The organism is Leptolyngbya sp. FACHB-1624, assembly GCF_047649235.1.
In the GTDB taxonomy this organism is placed as follows: domain Bacteria; phylum Cyanobacteriota; class Cyanobacteriia; order Leptolyngbyales; family Leptolyngbyaceae; genus Leptolyngbya; species Leptolyngbya boryana.
Map to the genome: position 1 here is coordinate 4,605,829 of NZ_CP180258.1, position 15,560 is coordinate 4,621,388.

Here is a 15,560-nt window from a genome sequence, read left to right on the forward strand (position 1 = left end):
CAACTTGATCGGTGGGTGAGAGCGATAGAATCATGAAGGACTATTTCTTCGCCCTCCGAATGCCTAAGCGTGTCAGCAAACCCAAAAGCTCCGATGCTCCGGTCTTAAGTCCTGATTTAGGAGCCGAAATCGAATCGAACGGCTCGAAAAAACAGCCTGCTCAGAAAGCTCAAAAAGTTGTTTCACTGAATTCCATTCGGATTCGAGGCGCAAGACAACACAATTTAAAAAATGTCGATCTCGATCTGCCGCGCGATCGATTAATCGTGTTTACCGGAGTTTCAGGCTCAGGCAAGTCTTCTCTGGCATTCGACACCATCTTCGCAGAAGGTCAACGCCGCTATGTCGAATCGCTCAGCGCTTATGCACGACAATTTCTCGGACAAGTCGATAAGCCAGATGTCGATGCGATCGAAGGATTAAGTCCAGCGATTTCGATTGATCAGAAATCGACCTCTCATAACCCCCGTTCAACGGTCGGAACGGTCACAGAAATCTACGACTATATGCGGCTTCTCTATGGTCGCGCGGGGATGCCGCATTGTCCAATTTGCGATCGCTCGATTACTCCCCAGACGATCGATCAAATGGTCGATCGCGTCATGGAATTGCCCGACCGGACTCGGTTCCAAATTCTTGCCCCTGTGGTGCGTGGGAAGAAAGGCACTCACCGCAAATTAATCTCAGGACTTGCCGCAGAAGGATTTGTGCGGGTGCGCGTCGATGGCGAAGTGCGAGAGTTGAGTGATTCCATCGAATTGGATAAAAATCAATTGCACACGATCGAAATTGTCGTCGATCGATTAATCAAAAAAGACGACATGCAAGAACGGTTGAGCGATTCCTTGACCACTTGCTTAAAGCGATCGAACGGAATCGCCATTATTGATTTGATGCGCGAAGCAGACTCAGAAGATCAGCCTTCAGAACTCGTATTCTCAGAAAATTTCGCTTGTCCAGAACATGGTGCAGTGATGGAAGAGCTTTCTCCGCGCCTGTTTTCGTTCAACTCGCCGTATGGAGCATGTCCGAATTGTCATGGAATTGGCAGCCATCGCACCTTTTCGCCTGACTTGATCATTCCAAATCCAAATCTTCCGGTTTATGCCTCGATCGCGCCTTGGTCAGATAAGGACAACACTTACTATCTTTCGCTGATTTGCAGTGTTGCCGAGGCATACGGATTCGATATTCAAACCCCTTGGAATCAACTGAGCGCCGAGCAGCAACACATCATGCTCTACGGTTCTAAAGACCCGATTTGGATCGAAGTCGATTCGCGATACCAGGAGAATAAAGGCTATCACCGTCGATATGAAGGAGCGATTCCTCTGCTCGATCGACAATATCGCGAAGCCAGTTCTGATCTGTACAAGCAAAAACTCGAACAGTATTTAGTCGATCAACCTTGTGATGTCTGTCATGGCAAACGATTAAAGCCAGAAGCGCTCGCTGTTCGCTTAGGGCAGTATCACATTCAAGATTTCACAGGGGTTTCGATTCGAGATTGTCTTGATCGCGTCGAGAATTTAGAACTGAGCGATCGACAAGCTCAGATCGGGGATCTCGTGCTGCGAGAAATTCGATCCCGCTTGCAGTTTCTCCTCGATGTTGGACTCGATTATTTAACACTCGATCGCACCGCAATGACGCTTTCGGGTGGAGAAGCTCAACGGATTCGACTGGCGACTCAAATCGGTGCAGGATTGACCGGAGTGCTATATGTCCTAGACGAGCCAAGTATCGGGCTGCATCAACGGGATAATACTCGCTTGCTCAACACCCTGACGAAACTTCGCGATTTGGGCAATACCTTAATCGTGGTCGAACACGATGAAGAAACGATTCGGGCAGCAGACCATTTGGTAGACATTGGACCGGGTGCAGGCGTGCATGGAGGACGGGTGATTGCTCAAGGCGATCTCGATACACTGCTGAATGCCGAAGAATCGCTGACTGGAGCCTATCTGTCTCGACGACGGGCGATTCAAACGCCAGCAGAACGGCGATCGGGAAATGGGAGAGCGATTACACTTGGCTCTGCCCAACGCAACAACCTCAAAAATATTGATGTCGAAATTCCACTAGGTAAACTAGTTTGCGTCACGGGTGTATCCGGGTCTGGAAAATCAACCTTGATTAATGAATTGCTCTATCCTGCAATTCAGCATCATTTTGGGCATAAGGTTCCGCAGCCGAAGGAAATGAAGCCTGTCAAAGGTTTAGATGCGCTTGATAAAGCGATCGTCATTGATCAATCTCCAATCGGACGCACACCTCGATCCAATCCAGCCACTTATACTGGCGTTTTCGACTGCATTCGCGAAGTCTTCTCTGAAACGATCGAAGCCAAAGCCAGAGGCTACAAAGCGGGGCAATTTTCTTTCAACGTCAAAGGTGGACGATGCGAGGCTTGTAGCGGTCAGGGTGTAAATGTCATCGAGATGAACTTCTTACCTGACGTGTATGTGCAATGCGATGTCTGTAAAGGCGCACGGTATAACCGTGAAACGTTGCAGGTGAAATTTAAAGGCAAGTCGATCGCAGATGTCTTAAACATGACTGTCGAAGAAGCCGCCGACTTCTTTCAAAATATTCCCCAAGCGGCAAATCGTCTGCAAACGTTAGTTGATGTTGGATTAGGATACATGCGGTTAGGTCAAACCGCTCCAACTCTCTCTGGAGGAGAAGCCCAGCGTGTGAAATTAGCCACTGAGCTATCTCGACGTGCAACCGGAAAGACGCTGTATTTAATTGATGAACCGACAACAGGCTTGTCCTTCTACGACGTTCACAAACTCTTAGATGTGATTCAACGCTTGGTAGATAAAGGCAATTCTGTGTTAGTCATCGAGCACAATTTAGATGTAATTCGCTGCTCGGATTGGTTGATTGATTTAGGACCTGAAGGCGGCGATCGCGGCGGCGAAATTGTTGCAGTCGGTACTCCGGAGGATGTCGTCAAGCATCCTAAATCCTATACAGGTCAATATCTTAAACAAGTTCTAGAACGATATCCTGCTGGATCATGAAACACGATCGCATCAATACGAACGGGATCAATCTCCATTACGTCGCTGAAGGCGAGGGCAATCTCATGCTGTTTCTGCATGGATTTCCTGAATGTTGGTATTCCTGGCGCAAACAACTTCCAGAGTTTGCTAAAGATCATCACGCTGTTGCCCTGGATCTTCGAGGCTATAACGAGAGCGATAAACCCAGCGAGTCTAGCGCTTACAAAATGTCTGAATTAGTCGCAGATGTAAAAGGTGCGATTGAAGGATTGGGATACCAGCGCTGTACGCTGGTTGGACACGATTGGGGAGGCGCGATCGCTTGGAATTTCGCGTATGAGTATCCGGAGATGCTCGATCGCCTAATCATCCTCAATCTTCCTCATCCTGCTAAGTTTTCTCAAGGTCTACGCACACCACAGCAGTTATTAAAAAGCTGGTATGTCTTCCTTTTTCAAATTCCCTACTTGCCGGAATTTCTCATTCAATTTGATGACTACAAACTCTTAGAAACAGCCTTAAAAGGAATGGCAGTTAATCAAGAGGTTTTCTCTGCTGAAGACATCAATTTCTACAAAGATGCGTTTGCAAAACGGGGTGCTGCGACTGCGGCTATTAACTATTACCGCAACATTTTTCAAGCGGGTATCCTTGAGAAAAAATGGGGGATTTTAGAAGTCCCGACCTTGATGATCTGGGGAGAAAAAGATATCGCTTTAGGAAAAGAATTAACTTACGGAACAGAGGAATATGTTCGTAATTTGCAGATTCGATATATTCCAAATTGCAGCCACTGGGTACAGCAAGAACAGCCGAATTTAGTCAATCAATATATTCGAGAATTTATCGGCTTATAAATAAAAACTCAGGGGCTTAGTAAGCCCCTGAGTTTTTAAAGTTTCAGCTTCGATCTAAACGATCGCAAATTCAGCTTCTTCCGTAGAATGTTCGATAATTTCAAAAACTTTATCCATGCCTGTCAGTTCCAGCAGCATCTTAATCTGATCATTGATCGACTGCAAGAACATGGTCTTGCCTTCCTCACGCGCCTGTTTGAAAACAATGACGAGCGCCATCAGACCGGGACTGCTCATGAATTTAACGTTGGTAAAATCAACGAGCAGAACAGTTGCATCTGACTGAATCGCATCATCTGCTTGCTGATGAAAGTGAGCGATCGCCGCTTCATCCAACGTTTCCGGGAACTGAATAGTTCGAGTTAATAATTCCATGCCCCACAACCCAAATGCTAAACGATAATAAGTAGAAAACTCTAGCTCAATAGATGCTAGGCAGAAGCGAAACCGCTACGAAAGTTCTGTTAATTAACTTGTTGTAATGTAGCGTTTGCTTTCCACTGTAGCCTCTATCTCAGGATGTAGCTAAAGATTCCTTGCACCATGCCTATTTCAGGATCAGAATCACAGTTCTACTTTAAGTTAGTTGAAGCAACACTGCCGTATTGATGAATACGTTTTTCAAATCTTAGTTATTGCACTCATTTATGGAAAAGACAGCACAAAGCTTTTGCAGTTCAAAGATTAGTACAACCTCTATCTAAAGAAGGAGTAACAGCTTGTTTCTACAGATAGACAGCGACAAACCAAGACCACAATACCATGTCAGGTATGAAGCGTTTGGAACCTAATTATGCAAACTCCCCAGACTGATGCACAGACTGATTTACTTCTCTCTACTGCTTACAATGGCAAAGACCGCAATGCCTTCCTATTCGGCTGGACACCCCAAGCTGAGCTATGGAATGGTCGCTTTGCAATGATTGGATTTCTTGCTTATCTGCTTTGGGATTTAGCAGGTTATAGTGTGGCTCGCGATGTTCTACACTTAATCGGTTAGTGTCTGTCTAAAGTTAATAATTACTATTAGCGTGAAGAGAAATTATGCCTCTCTTCACGCTATTTTTTGTGGCAAATCGCTGCAATATTCCTAATAAGAATTTCAGCGATCTTAGCTATTAATTTGACGATTGCTTTACTGACATCAGTGAGTGTCTCATATTCATCTTCTAGCCATTCTTCTAAAGGCGATCGCAGTTCTTCATCAATCCCATTTCCTCCTGCATGTTTAATGATATATTCTTTGCTTCTGCAGGATAATCAATGCCTTTCAAATATTTTTTGAACTCCAATCAAATTAGTCTTTACTGTGACAGTTTCTCCAGTTCAGTATCAAAATAGGAGAGCTGAACATATCACTAAATCTTCATTCTTTGATATGAGTTCTACCGTTGCATAGAGATAAGACAAAAACCCTGCCAAATTGACAGGGTTTAGATAATGAGGCTTATCAAGCGATGAAACGCTTTAAAGGGTTGATCGCCGAAATATTTCAGCGATCGCTTCACAAAACTAGAACGTGAAGGTTGTTCTCAAGGTTCCGATAACAACATCATCGTTTGCATCGTTCTGACCAGGATTCACAACCCAGATCACACCAGGAGTGATCGAGATGTTGTCGGTCAATTGGTACTTGTAGAAACCTTCAAAGTGCAGCGGAACATCGTTCGATGCACCACCACTAGGGTTACCCATGTAAGGCTCAGCACCTGCGACGAAACCTAACAAGTTGCCCTTCTTACCAAAGTCAGGGAATGCAACACCCAAACCATAAGTCCAAATGTCTTTCTTACCTTGTCCATCATCTACAAAGTTTGCGTTGATGTAGGAGAAGAAGCCATTGATAACAACTTGAGGGCTGAGCTTGAACGCAACCGACGCACCATAAGCGTTAACTTGGGAAGAACCTGTCCCAAGAGTGTTGCGGTTAGCCAAAGCAGTACCAGAAGAAGCAACTGCCGAACCACCGTCGAAGATTGCTCCACGACGATAAGCGTTTACATAGGTCAGACCAATTTGCAACGCTTCGCTTGGGCTAAAGGTCAATTGACCCAAAGCACTGTAGCTACCATTGAACAAACCATTTTTATCAGAAGGGTTGTTCGCACCGAAAGTCAACTGAGTGCCAGTGGAGTTATCAGCCAAGTAGCCTAAGCTAACCTGGAAGCGATTATTGAGGTTGTAGTTTGCACCAATCCCTGCACCGCCACCAATCAAGTAGATCGGGTTGCGCTGCGCGAAGATGGAGAGCGGACCTGTACCACCATCAGCCGCATCCAATGCAGGGCTGACAGTCGGAGCATAGTCATAGTGCAGACCACTAACGGCTGGAATATAGAATTTCAGGTTTTCGCCAACCGGGAAGTAGTAAGCCACCCAGTCAATCAAACCAGAGTTACCGCCAGTGTTACCAAAATTGAAGGTTTGAATACCTTCAGCACCGCTACCTGCGGGAAGGTTGAAGAGACCTGCGTTACCAGCTGCAATCCGGGTAACGAGCAAGTCTTTTCCGGTAAAGCTGGTGTTCAGAGCTAAACGAACTCGGTTCTGGAATACGGTATTGTTTCCGTTAGTTCCATCCACACCAAACTCATCAGTCAGAGCGAAGACCACTTCCCCTGCCAGTTTGGTGGTGGTAGAGAATTGTTGTTTCTCTAAGGTCGAAGTCCGAGCTTCTAAGGAGTCAACGCGACCACGCAGAGTTGCGAGTTCAGCTGCGAATTCCTCTTGCAGTTTTTGCAAGGTTGCGAGGTCTTCTTTCTTAACCAAGTCAGCGGTTGCTGCTGCGATCAACTCGTTAACGCGATCAAGACAAGCGTTCAAACCAGCCGCAAACTCATAACGAGTCAGTGCGCGGTTTCCACGATAAGTCCGGTCAGGATAACCTGCGATACAACCATAGCGCTCAACCAAGGATTGCAGTGCTTGGAATGCCCAGTCGGTGGGTCTAACATCAGACAATTGGGACACCGAGGTGACTTGTCCAGCACTATTTGCGGTTCTGCCTTCGCGGCTGTAGCGGTTGATTTGCTCTAAAGAATCAACACTAGGAGTCGCTTGAGCTTCAGGTGCAGCTTGGGCAACTTTTACAGGCTCAGCAACGACTACAGATTTAGCGGGGCTGAATTCAGCGGATGCTTGTAGTTGGGGCTTAACAGCTTCAGCAGTTTTCTCAGTCGAGAGAGATTTAACTTCTGTCAAAGGCGTAACTGATGCTGTTTGAGTGGTTTGAGTTCCCACTTCCAGAGCAGGCAATCCAGCAACTTCAGTTTTTTGAGCTGCAAATGCCGACGAAGACATCACAAGTGCTGCACCTAAGACAGCGGGACTTGTGAACAAAGAGTTCAATAGAATCTTACGCATTGTGTTTTTTCCTCACACCTTTTTCGTTTTGATAGAGCGACTGAATGAGCCTTCTATACCAAAAGCACTAAATCGGCAAAAAGCGCCCGATTTTTCTCTGCACTTCCATAGTTTACCTGCAATAGCTGAAATGTGACATACGGAAATTGTGCCAATTCTAAAACTGTCAGTATTTCATTACAGGATTCAATGGCAAGACAACGATTTAGGCTCTTTAGGTAGAGTACCCACGGCTAACAGATTGCCTTACTCAAAATTTACCCTCCTCTACCTAAAGAGGTACTTCTTTAGAGCGATCGATAAAGTTTTAATGAAACCAAACTCAATTAGCTTTAAAAAGCTATCCGCTCTGGTTGGGGAAAATGGACGCATCCAAATTTCATAACCAGAGCGGTGTAGCGGGTCTTCAGTTTAGAAACCAGACTGCCGGAAGGAACTCCGAGTTAGTCCAGTAATTGAAAATTGTACGGACAATACATTCAAAAGGTCTGAAATAACTGTTAGAGAACAGCCCCGGCGCACAGCCGACTTACTCTAACCTGACGACCCAAGCGTTTACTACTATCTGGCATGGGCATCACCTCCTACTTCCTAAGTGGATAAATTTCAAAGGGTTTACAGACTTGGAATTCGTTGAATCCCTTCATCTGTAATTGAATGTAGCACACCCTTTCGAGATCGTGTCAAGCAATTAAAAAAGCTCCTACCAAAGTGGTAGAAGCCAGGGAAATTGAGAAGACTTTGTCTCTTAGAGAGCGTTACCGCGAGGCAATACTTCTTCGGGGAATACAAAGTGTTCATGAGGCTGATCCTGAGATGCCATCCATGCCCGGATGCCCTCGTTCAGCAGAATGTTCTTGGTGTAGAACGTCTCGAATTCTGGGTCTTCAGCGGCCCGAAGCTCTTGCGACACGAAGTCATACGCCCGCAAGTTCAGCGCAATGCCGATGATGCCCACCGACGCCATCCACAACCCGGTCACAGGCACGAACAGCATGAAGAAGTGCAACCAGCGTTTGTTGCTGAACGCAATCCCGAAGATCTGCGACCAGAAGCGGTTCGCCGTCACCATCGAATACGTTTCTTCTGCTTGGGTCGGGTTGAACGCCCGGAACGTGCTAGAGCCTTCGCCGTCTTCAAACAGGGTGTTCTCTACAGTCGCTCCGTGAATCGCACACAGCAGCGCACCCCCGAGAATCCCCGCCACGCCCATCATGTGGAACGGATTCAAGGTGAAGTTGTGGAACCCTTGCACAAACAAGATGAAGCGGAAGATGGCAGCTACCCCAAACGAGGGAGCAAAGAACCAGGACGATTGTCCCAAGGGGTACATCAAGAACACCGACACGAACACGGCAATCGGTCCGGTAAACGCGATCGCGTTGTACGGACGGATGCCCACCAACCGAGCAATTTCGAGTTGGCGCAGGCAGAAGCCAATCAGTCCGAATGCCCCGTGTAGGGCAACAAAGGTCCACAGACCGCCGAGTTGACACCAGCGGGTGAAGTCGCCTTGGGCTTCGGGTCCCCACAGCAACAGCAAGGAGTGTCCTAAGCTGTCAGCGGGGGTGGAGACTGCGACGGTGAGGAAGTTACAGCCTTCGAGGTACGAGGACGCGAGTCCGTGGGTGTACCACGAGGAAACGAAGGTGGTTCCGGTCATCCATCCGCCGAGTGCCAGGAAGGCACAGGGGAAGAGCAGGATGCCCGACCAACCGACGAAGACGAATCTGTCGCGTTTGAGCCAGTCATCGAGAGCGTCAAAGACTCCTCTCTGCGGCGCGCGACCTACTGCGATGGTCATTATTAAAACTCCAGATAAGTATGGAATGAAAAACTGAACGCTGCTGCATCAAGAATTATGAGCAGAATTTACTTTTCGTTACCTATGCTCTTGATTATAGGAAGACTTCTCTAGAAATTTCCAGTATTTTCTTAATAAATCTTAAAATTACGGAAATTCTTGCAATTTGACTTCGATCCGACAGAATGGGGAAGCAAGCCGTTTCTGCGGATATTTGCGATACTGAGAACTGGCAATTTGTACGATCGACATTATGTTTATTCTGGAATTAACGTTAAAGGGAACTCCAATTGGTCTGTCATTTCACCGCAAATCGGCTGAAGATGCAGAAGCGACTTATCAAGAAATCATCGGGGCAATGAAGGCTCCAGGTGAATTGTTGGAATTCACGTGCGATCGTCAGACGGATAAGAAGATTGCGGTGTTTGCGGATTCGATCGCAGCCGTTCAGATGTACGAGAAGTCGAGCGCTGCGGCTTCGGGCAGACCTGCTGGATTCTTTGCAGTGGCGGCTGAGTAGTTATGACTTTGGACGCGCCTAACCCGACTGGAGAAACGCTCCAGAAAGCGGCAATTCGAGCAACTGATCTGTGCTTCGCTTGGTCGGAAGATAAAGAAATTCTGCACTCTTGCGCTGTGGAAGTGCCAGAGGGAGAGTTTTGGATGCTATTAGGCGCAAATGGAAGCGGGAAGTCTACATTGTTAAGGCTTCTCGCAGGTTTATTACAACCGACTGGGGGAGAAATTCAGATTTCGTCTCCGGTCGGTTTTGTGTTTCAAAATCCGGATCATCAGTTGGTGATGCCGACGGTTGGCGCAGATGTGGCATTTGGGTTGGTGAATGAGGGATTAGAGATCGATGAGATTCGCCAACGGGTGGAAGAGTCTCTGTCGGCAGTGAGTTTGGGAGCGTTTCAGCGTCGTCCGATTTATGCGCTGAGTGGGGGACAGAAGCAGAGAGTCGCGATCGCGGGTGCAATTGCCCGACATTGTGATGTCCTTTTATTAGATGAGCCAACAGCACTGCTCGATCCCGATAGCCAATTGGAATTAGTTGCGCAGGTGCAAGCCTTGGTGAAGAAGCGGGGAATTACAGCGCTTTGGGTAACGCATCGGCTAGAAGAATTGGAATATTGTGACGGGGCATTTTTGTTGGAAGCAGGGAAAGTTGTCGATCGGGGTGATCCCGAACGTCTGAAACAAAGATTGATGCAAACAGAAGAAGTTGAGGATTAGATGAATTAGATAAAGGGAGTGGCTTGCCTCAAGAACGCTAGAGATAATATGTGACTGAAAAGCCTCTAACGTCTGCGGACAGCCAGATTCATGTCAGTAATTCCTCCAATATTTAGTGTTTGTACTTTAGGCAACTCTTATTTTTGGGCAGCGTGGGATAGTCCAAAAGCAGCGAATGATTTCTTGGAAAAAGCTGAAAAGGTCATTTCGCTAGATTGCCTTTTTTATTCAGAGGCTGCATCTAAGGATGCCGCGATTCAGACTGCTCGTAGACTTTTAGGTGCTTTTGCTAAACAGGCAAGCGATAAGTATGCAAAAGAAGTCGCGATGACAGTTTACGGGAAGCTTTACGACGATTTTACAAAGAGTGGCAGTACTGCTAACGAATCCTCTGTATCTTCTGATCAATTTGATCCTTCTTATCTCCTCAAATCGTTAACTGGCTTGAGCATAGTGAAATCTACCGTTCAAGAGTTGGTCAACATTGCAAGGATCTCGAAATTACAAGCGCAAGCAGGATTAAAGGCTCCTTCAATTACCCGACATTTAGTATTTACTGGAAATCCTGGAACGGGTAAGACGACTGTAGCGAGGATTTTGGGAGAGATTTACAAGGATCTTGGTGTCCTATCAGAAGGGCATTTTATAGAAGTCGATCGAACGGATCTTGTTGCGGAATATTTAGGACAGACTGCACCTAAGACAGCAAAAGTGATTGAATCTGCTTTAGGAGGAGTGCTTTTTATTGATGAAGCATATTCTCTTGTGCCAGCAGAACGCAGCGATATTTTTGGACAAGAAGCAGTCAATACGTTGCTGAAGATGATGGAAGACCATCGAGAAGATTTGGTGGTGATTGTTGCAGGGTACAAGGGGGAGATGGCTCGCTTCATTGACTCGAATCCAGGATTGAAATCGAGATTTGCGAGATCAATTCACTTTGAAGACTATTCTCCTGCTGAGTTAGTTGAGATCTTCAAAACTAGATGTGAACAAGGCGGCTATTTGGTTTCAGATGAAACACTGAAAAAAGTAACTCAATTGGTCAAGCAGTTTGAGGAGCAAATTGGACAATTGGGGAACGGCAGATTTGTGAGAAATATTTTTGATCGATGTATTGCCAATCAATGTAATCGCTTAGCAACTACAAGAAGCCCATCTAAGGAAGATTTAAAGACTTTTTTACCTACGGACATTCCTTCTCAAAATCAGTTAGCAGAGTGTCTTCTTTGAAGATTACTCCTTTACATCTGATTGACTGACAAATCTCTTCATTAGTGCGTGACCTGCGACTAAGCTAAAACCTTCAGGCGGAGTAACAACAGAGCGGTCTTTTAGGAGATTTGTTAGTCAATCAGCCTCAACCCTAATAATTTGCCAAACAAGTTATCATAATCAGGCTATTCTTTACCATCACTCACTAATATGAGCAATCTTAAAGTTGAAAAAGTTGGGGATGCGCTAGGAGTCGTTCTGCCTGAAGAAATTTTGAAAAAACTTGAGGTGAAGGAAGGAGATACACTCTACATTCTCGATACGCCTGATGGAATTAAAATAACAACTTTTGATCCCAACTCAGATACAGCGATGCGAGCATACGAAAAAGTGAATCAAAAGTATACGAATGCATTGCGTGAGCTTTCAAAGTGACTCAGGAACCGATTTGGATATCAGAATCTTTTGTGCGAAGTGTCCATGCGGATCAACTCAAGCAATATGGTGGTCGCCCTGGCATTCGGGATGAAAATTTATTATCCGCTAGTTTAGCAAGACCACAACAGCTCTTTGCCTATGGTGAATCTGCAACAATTTTCGATCTAGCCGCCGCATACGCTTACGGATTAGCGAGAAATCATCCCTTTACTGATGGCAATAAGAGAATCGCTTTCGTAGTAGCCGCAGTTTTTCTTGAGTTGAATGGTTATTCCTTAGATGCACCAGAAGAGGAAGTTGTAGAAGTCGTATTGAGGTTGGCAGCAGGACAAGAATCTCAAGCAGCGATCGCAAATTGGCTGTCAACTCGATCAATTGAACATTAGAGATCGAAATGTCGATCGAATCTTGGATCGAAACTGTGCTTTTTGCGAGAATTGCACGATCGACATGAAATTGCGAATCCCATCTCTGAATGCAGACCTTATTAAAAAAATGCAATATTATTAAGATGTGAAGCGATTCAATCTTTACAAACTTGTCCTTTCTGCGTTGAGTGATGCCACGTTCTGCACCACAGGCACTTCTATTGGTGGACGGCTATAACATAGTCGGAGCTTGGCATGAGCTGAAAGAAATTCGCGATCGCCAAGGATTAGAAGAGTCGCGGCGGAAATTAGTCGAAGCGCTGATGGGATATAGCGCTTATCAAGATTTTGAGACGCATGTGGTGTTCGATGCTCAGTTTCGAGATGGCGGAACAAATCGAGAAATCATCACGAAGCATTTATATGTCTGCTATACCGATTTTGGGCAAACCGCAGATACTTATATCGAGAAAACTTGTGCAGATTTTCGATATGACATGCGGAAATTTAAGCAGCGGTTGATTGTGGCAACGAGCGATCGTGCTCAGCAGTTAACGGTTGTCGGATATGGAGCCGAGTGGATGTCGGCAGAAAAGTTAGCCAATGAAGTCGAATTTGCAGCGCGGAAAGTTCAGAGCAAATTGAAACCGAAAAAGAAATCAGCGGGACGATTGTTGATGCATTCGCTCGATCCAGATGCTCAGAAGCGATTGGCGGATTTGCGATTTGGTAAGGACAAGCCGCAGTGAAAGACGAGTTTTGAGCAATGCGTGTGAGTTGATCTCAGCGACCATTCGTTTTGATGTCTTTGCGTTTTTGCAGAATGAATGCGATCGCTAAATAAACCAAACTACTGACAACGAGCACTCCCCAATTCAAGCCTAAATTCTGCAAAGTTGCATCGTAAACTGCACTCGTCTGAATCGGTTGCGGGATCGGCGCGTGTCCTGGAATCGTAATCGCAGGTGGAATCATTGCATTCACATCGACGATCGCGCCATAAGCTCCAACTGACCAACGGCTTAGTAACAGCCAAGCAAACTTCGCGGGTAATCCTTCTAGTTCAAATAACACACCGGAGAAGATAATCTGCGGGATCATAATCAGCGGTAACGCATTGTTGGCTTCATTTTCATTTTTGACAAAGGTTGATAGTAATAGCCCCAAACAAATACTACTCAGCAACGTTAGGAAAGTTGTCACGCCTGTACTCAATATCCAAGGAAGTAATTTTGATTCAGGAGATTGGAAATTTAGCGCGATCGCAATCACAATCAACATCGTTTGCAAAAGTGCAATTCCCGATCGCACAAAGAGCTTTGAGCCGATATAAGCGATCAAATTCAGGTTCACTAAACGCTCACGCATATAGATCGCAGCTTCTTTGACGATTTCTTGAGCTGCACAGGAAATTCCCACCCAAATTGCAATACAGCTAAAGATGAATAAAGTTCTTAAAGCAAGAGAAGCCTGCATTGCTTCCGCTGGAACCACTTGCGTCAGAGAAGTATTATCTTTTAGAGCGAGCCGAATTAAAGTAATACCGATTGGACCAGTCAGTAGCGTGAGAAGTAAGCTTGTACGATCGCGCAAAAGCAATTGCAAATAGCGCTGACTTAACAAACCGAGTTGCCGAACGAAAGCAGAATTCGATCGCTTTGGAGTAGCAGAAGATCTTGACTTGGAAAAAGTAGAATGACGTTGCTCAATCAAGTTGGCGAACTTCGTTGCCCACATTTGAACCGTTGCTTGTACTTCTTGTTTGGTTCTGCCTTGATCAAGCTTGATATAAATATCAGCAAAATACTTCAAATCATTAGAAGGCATTTCAAAAAACTCTAAAGCGTTTAGAGGTGAGCCAAAGTAGCACAATTTGCCTCCACGTCCCATAAACGCAACGCGATCGCAGACTTCTAAATTTGCAGTGGCATGAGTGACGAGAATAACCGTTCTTCCTTGATTTGCAAGCTCGCGCAATAAGTTCATCATTTCCTTGTCCAGCCCTGGATCAAGTCCAGAAGTTGGCTCATCTAGGAAAAATAATCTTGGGTCAGCGAGTAATTCGACCCCAATACTGACTCGCTTGCGTTGTCCTCCACTCAGATCGCGCACAAATGTATGTTTCACATGGCTTAATTTCACTTGTTCCAAAGTGCGATCGAGAACCGCTTTTACATTTGTATCCGGTGGCAATCGCAGCTTACAGGCATAGCTCAAAACTTCTTCAACAGTTAGATTGCCATGAACAATATCATCTTGAGGAACATAGCCAATGTGCGATCGATATAGCTCAAACTGCTGCCGCAGGTCTTCGCCGTTGAGATAAACCGTTCCTGATGTTGTCGGCTCAATGCCTAAAAGCGTTTTCATTAAGGTAGATTTTCCAGCTCCACTTCCTCCGACCAATGCCACTAATTGTCCAGGCTCGATCGACAAAGAAACATCGCTCAAGATGGTTCGTTCCTGACCTTTTTTATCTTGAACTTTGCGAACGAGATGGACTGCATCTAAACGAATCTCATTGCCGCGATCGACCATTTCTAAACAGCCGCGCTCATACAGCAACGTAAACGGTCCAATGCGAATGCGATCACCCTCGCGCAGTTCAGCAAAGCGCTCAATTCGTTGCCCGTTCACAAAGGTTCCGTTCGTACTATGGTCTTGCAGCGTGTAGCGGCCATCGCGAGTCGGAGAAATCGAAGCATGACGACGGGACACAACGGGAGCATCCAATTTCATCGAGGAATAGCGCAACGGATCAGGATCGCGTCCGAGTTCGACGGGAAACTCGCGAAGCTGTTTGAGGTTGAGCCGAAACTTACTAGGTGTGATCGTTGGACTGCTCGCAGGATTGAAGTAAGTTAAAACAACTTGATTGTTTGGATCTTGTCCAATCGTTAACTGAGTTCCATGCTTGAGTAAATAGCCTGTTTGGGCAGAGATGCGCGTGTGGTTGATATAAATTCCATTGCGGCTCACCTTTTCGCGATCGCCATCATAAATTCGATAGTCCTCACCTTCACGCTGGAGAATTGCTTGTTGTCGCGAGAGCACCTCCCAACCGATCTGTGGAATCTCTAAATCTGACCAAGTGCGATCGCGTCCAAGTTGATACTCTGCGTCTTGAAGTTGAAACCGGAGAATTTCACCACAATTGTTTAGTTCAATAAACGGTTGGGTTTGACTAACAAGTGTAGTTTGGTCAGCAGTACTCATCATGGCAAGAATTCCTCTCTTCATTCTTGCCTACGACTCGATCGCTCAA

The 15,560-nt window shown here is 45.8% G+C and carries 13 protein-coding genes; 9 read left to right on the forward strand and 4 right to left on the reverse strand.

Annotated elements, in window-relative coordinates:
* The first annotated feature begins 59 nt into the window (after nucleotides 1–59).
* Nucleotides 60–3,032, forward strand: coding sequence for an excinuclease ABC subunit UvrA (gene uvrA, locus ACMUEV_RS21790; RefSeq protein ID WP_190647789.1), 2,973 nt, complete (start codon nucleotides 60–62; stop codon nucleotides 3,030–3,032).
* A complete protein-coding gene (locus ACMUEV_RS21795) occupies nucleotides 3,029–3,871 on the forward strand; it encodes an alpha/beta fold hydrolase (protein ID WP_190647654.1) in 843 nt (280 codons plus the stop codon). Before uvrA ends, ACMUEV_RS21795 begins: the two co-directional genes overlap by 4 nt.
* A 54-nt stretch (nucleotides 3,872–3,925) precedes the next feature.
* Here the strand turns inward: ACMUEV_RS21795 and ACMUEV_RS21800 are convergent, their stop codons facing one another.
* Nucleotides 3,926–4,246, reverse strand: a complete 321-nt coding sequence (locus tag ACMUEV_RS21800; RefSeq protein ID WP_017287125.1) for an STAS domain-containing protein — start codon at nucleotides 4,244–4,246, stop codon at nucleotides 3,926–3,928.
* Between the two features lie 418 nt (nucleotides 4,247–4,664).
* Between ACMUEV_RS21800 and ACMUEV_RS21805 the strand changes: the two genes are divergently transcribed.
* Entirely contained in the window at nucleotides 4,665–4,871 is a 207-nt protein-coding gene (locus ACMUEV_RS21805; protein ID WP_017287124.1) for a chlorophyll a/b-binding protein, read from the forward strand.
* A gap of 512 nt (nucleotides 4,872–5,383) precedes the next feature.
* Here ACMUEV_RS21805 and ACMUEV_RS21810 read toward each other — a convergent pair.
* Nucleotides 5,384–7,234: an iron uptake porin gene (locus ACMUEV_RS21810; protein ID WP_017287123.1), complete on the reverse strand. Its 1,851-nt coding sequence runs from the start codon at nucleotides 7,232–7,234 to the stop codon at nucleotides 5,384–5,386.
* Nucleotides 7,235–7,982: 748 nt separating this feature from the next.
* Complete coding sequence (gene psbD / locus ACMUEV_RS21815) at nucleotides 7,983–9,038, reverse strand: photosystem II D2 protein (photosystem q(a) protein) (protein ID WP_017287122.1); 1,056 nt, start codon at nucleotides 9,036–9,038, stop codon at nucleotides 7,983–7,985.
* Between the two features lie 253 nt (nucleotides 9,039–9,291).
* Here psbD and ACMUEV_RS21820 point away from each other — a divergent pair, with 253 nt between their 5' ends.
* The 6 genes from ACMUEV_RS21820 to ACMUEV_RS21845 all read left to right on the forward strand — a co-directional run bounded on the left by ACMUEV_RS21820 (nucleotide 9,292) and on the right by ACMUEV_RS21845 (nucleotide 13,044).
* Entirely contained in the window at nucleotides 9,292–9,558 is a 267-nt protein-coding gene (locus ACMUEV_RS21820; RefSeq protein ID WP_017287120.1) for a hypothetical protein, read from the forward strand.
* A 2-nt stretch (nucleotides 9,559–9,560) separates the two neighbouring features.
* Nucleotides 9,561–10,274: an energy-coupling factor ABC transporter ATP-binding protein gene (locus ACMUEV_RS21825; protein WP_017287119.1), complete on the forward strand. Its 714-nt coding sequence runs from the start codon at nucleotides 9,561–9,563 to the stop codon at nucleotides 10,272–10,274.
* 90 nt (nucleotides 10,275–10,364) lie between these two features.
* Nucleotides 10,365–11,507 carry an AAA family ATPase gene (locus ACMUEV_RS21830; RefSeq protein ID WP_190647294.1) on the forward strand — a complete coding sequence of 381 codons (1,143 nt, stop codon included), beginning with the start codon at nucleotides 10,365–10,367 and terminating at the stop codon, nucleotides 11,505–11,507.
* A gap of 192 nt (nucleotides 11,508–11,699) precedes the next feature.
* A complete protein-coding gene (locus ACMUEV_RS21835; protein WP_190647296.1) occupies nucleotides 11,700–11,924 on the forward strand; it encodes an AbrB/MazE/SpoVT family DNA-binding domain-containing protein in 225 nt (74 codons plus the stop codon).
* Complete coding sequence (locus tag ACMUEV_RS21840; RefSeq protein ID WP_190647297.1) at nucleotides 11,921–12,313, forward strand: type II toxin-antitoxin system death-on-curing family toxin; 393 nt, start codon at nucleotides 11,921–11,923, stop codon at nucleotides 12,311–12,313. The genes ACMUEV_RS21835 and ACMUEV_RS21840 overlap by 4 nt, the downstream gene beginning before the upstream one ends.
* Before the next feature lie 173 nt (nucleotides 12,314–12,486).
* Complete coding sequence (locus tag ACMUEV_RS21845) at nucleotides 12,487–13,044, forward strand: NYN domain-containing protein (RefSeq protein ID WP_017287115.1); 558 nt, start codon at nucleotides 12,487–12,489, stop codon at nucleotides 13,042–13,044.
* A 34-nt stretch (nucleotides 13,045–13,078) separates the two neighbouring features.
* Here ACMUEV_RS21845 and ACMUEV_RS21850 read toward each other — a convergent pair whose 3' ends face one another.
* Nucleotides 13,079–15,514 (reverse strand): ATP-binding cassette domain-containing protein, encoded by a 2,436-nt coding sequence (locus tag ACMUEV_RS21850; RefSeq protein ID WP_190647528.1) that lies wholly within the window; start codon nucleotides 15,512–15,514, stop codon nucleotides 13,079–13,081.
* Nucleotides 15,515–15,560: the final 46 nt, after the last annotated feature.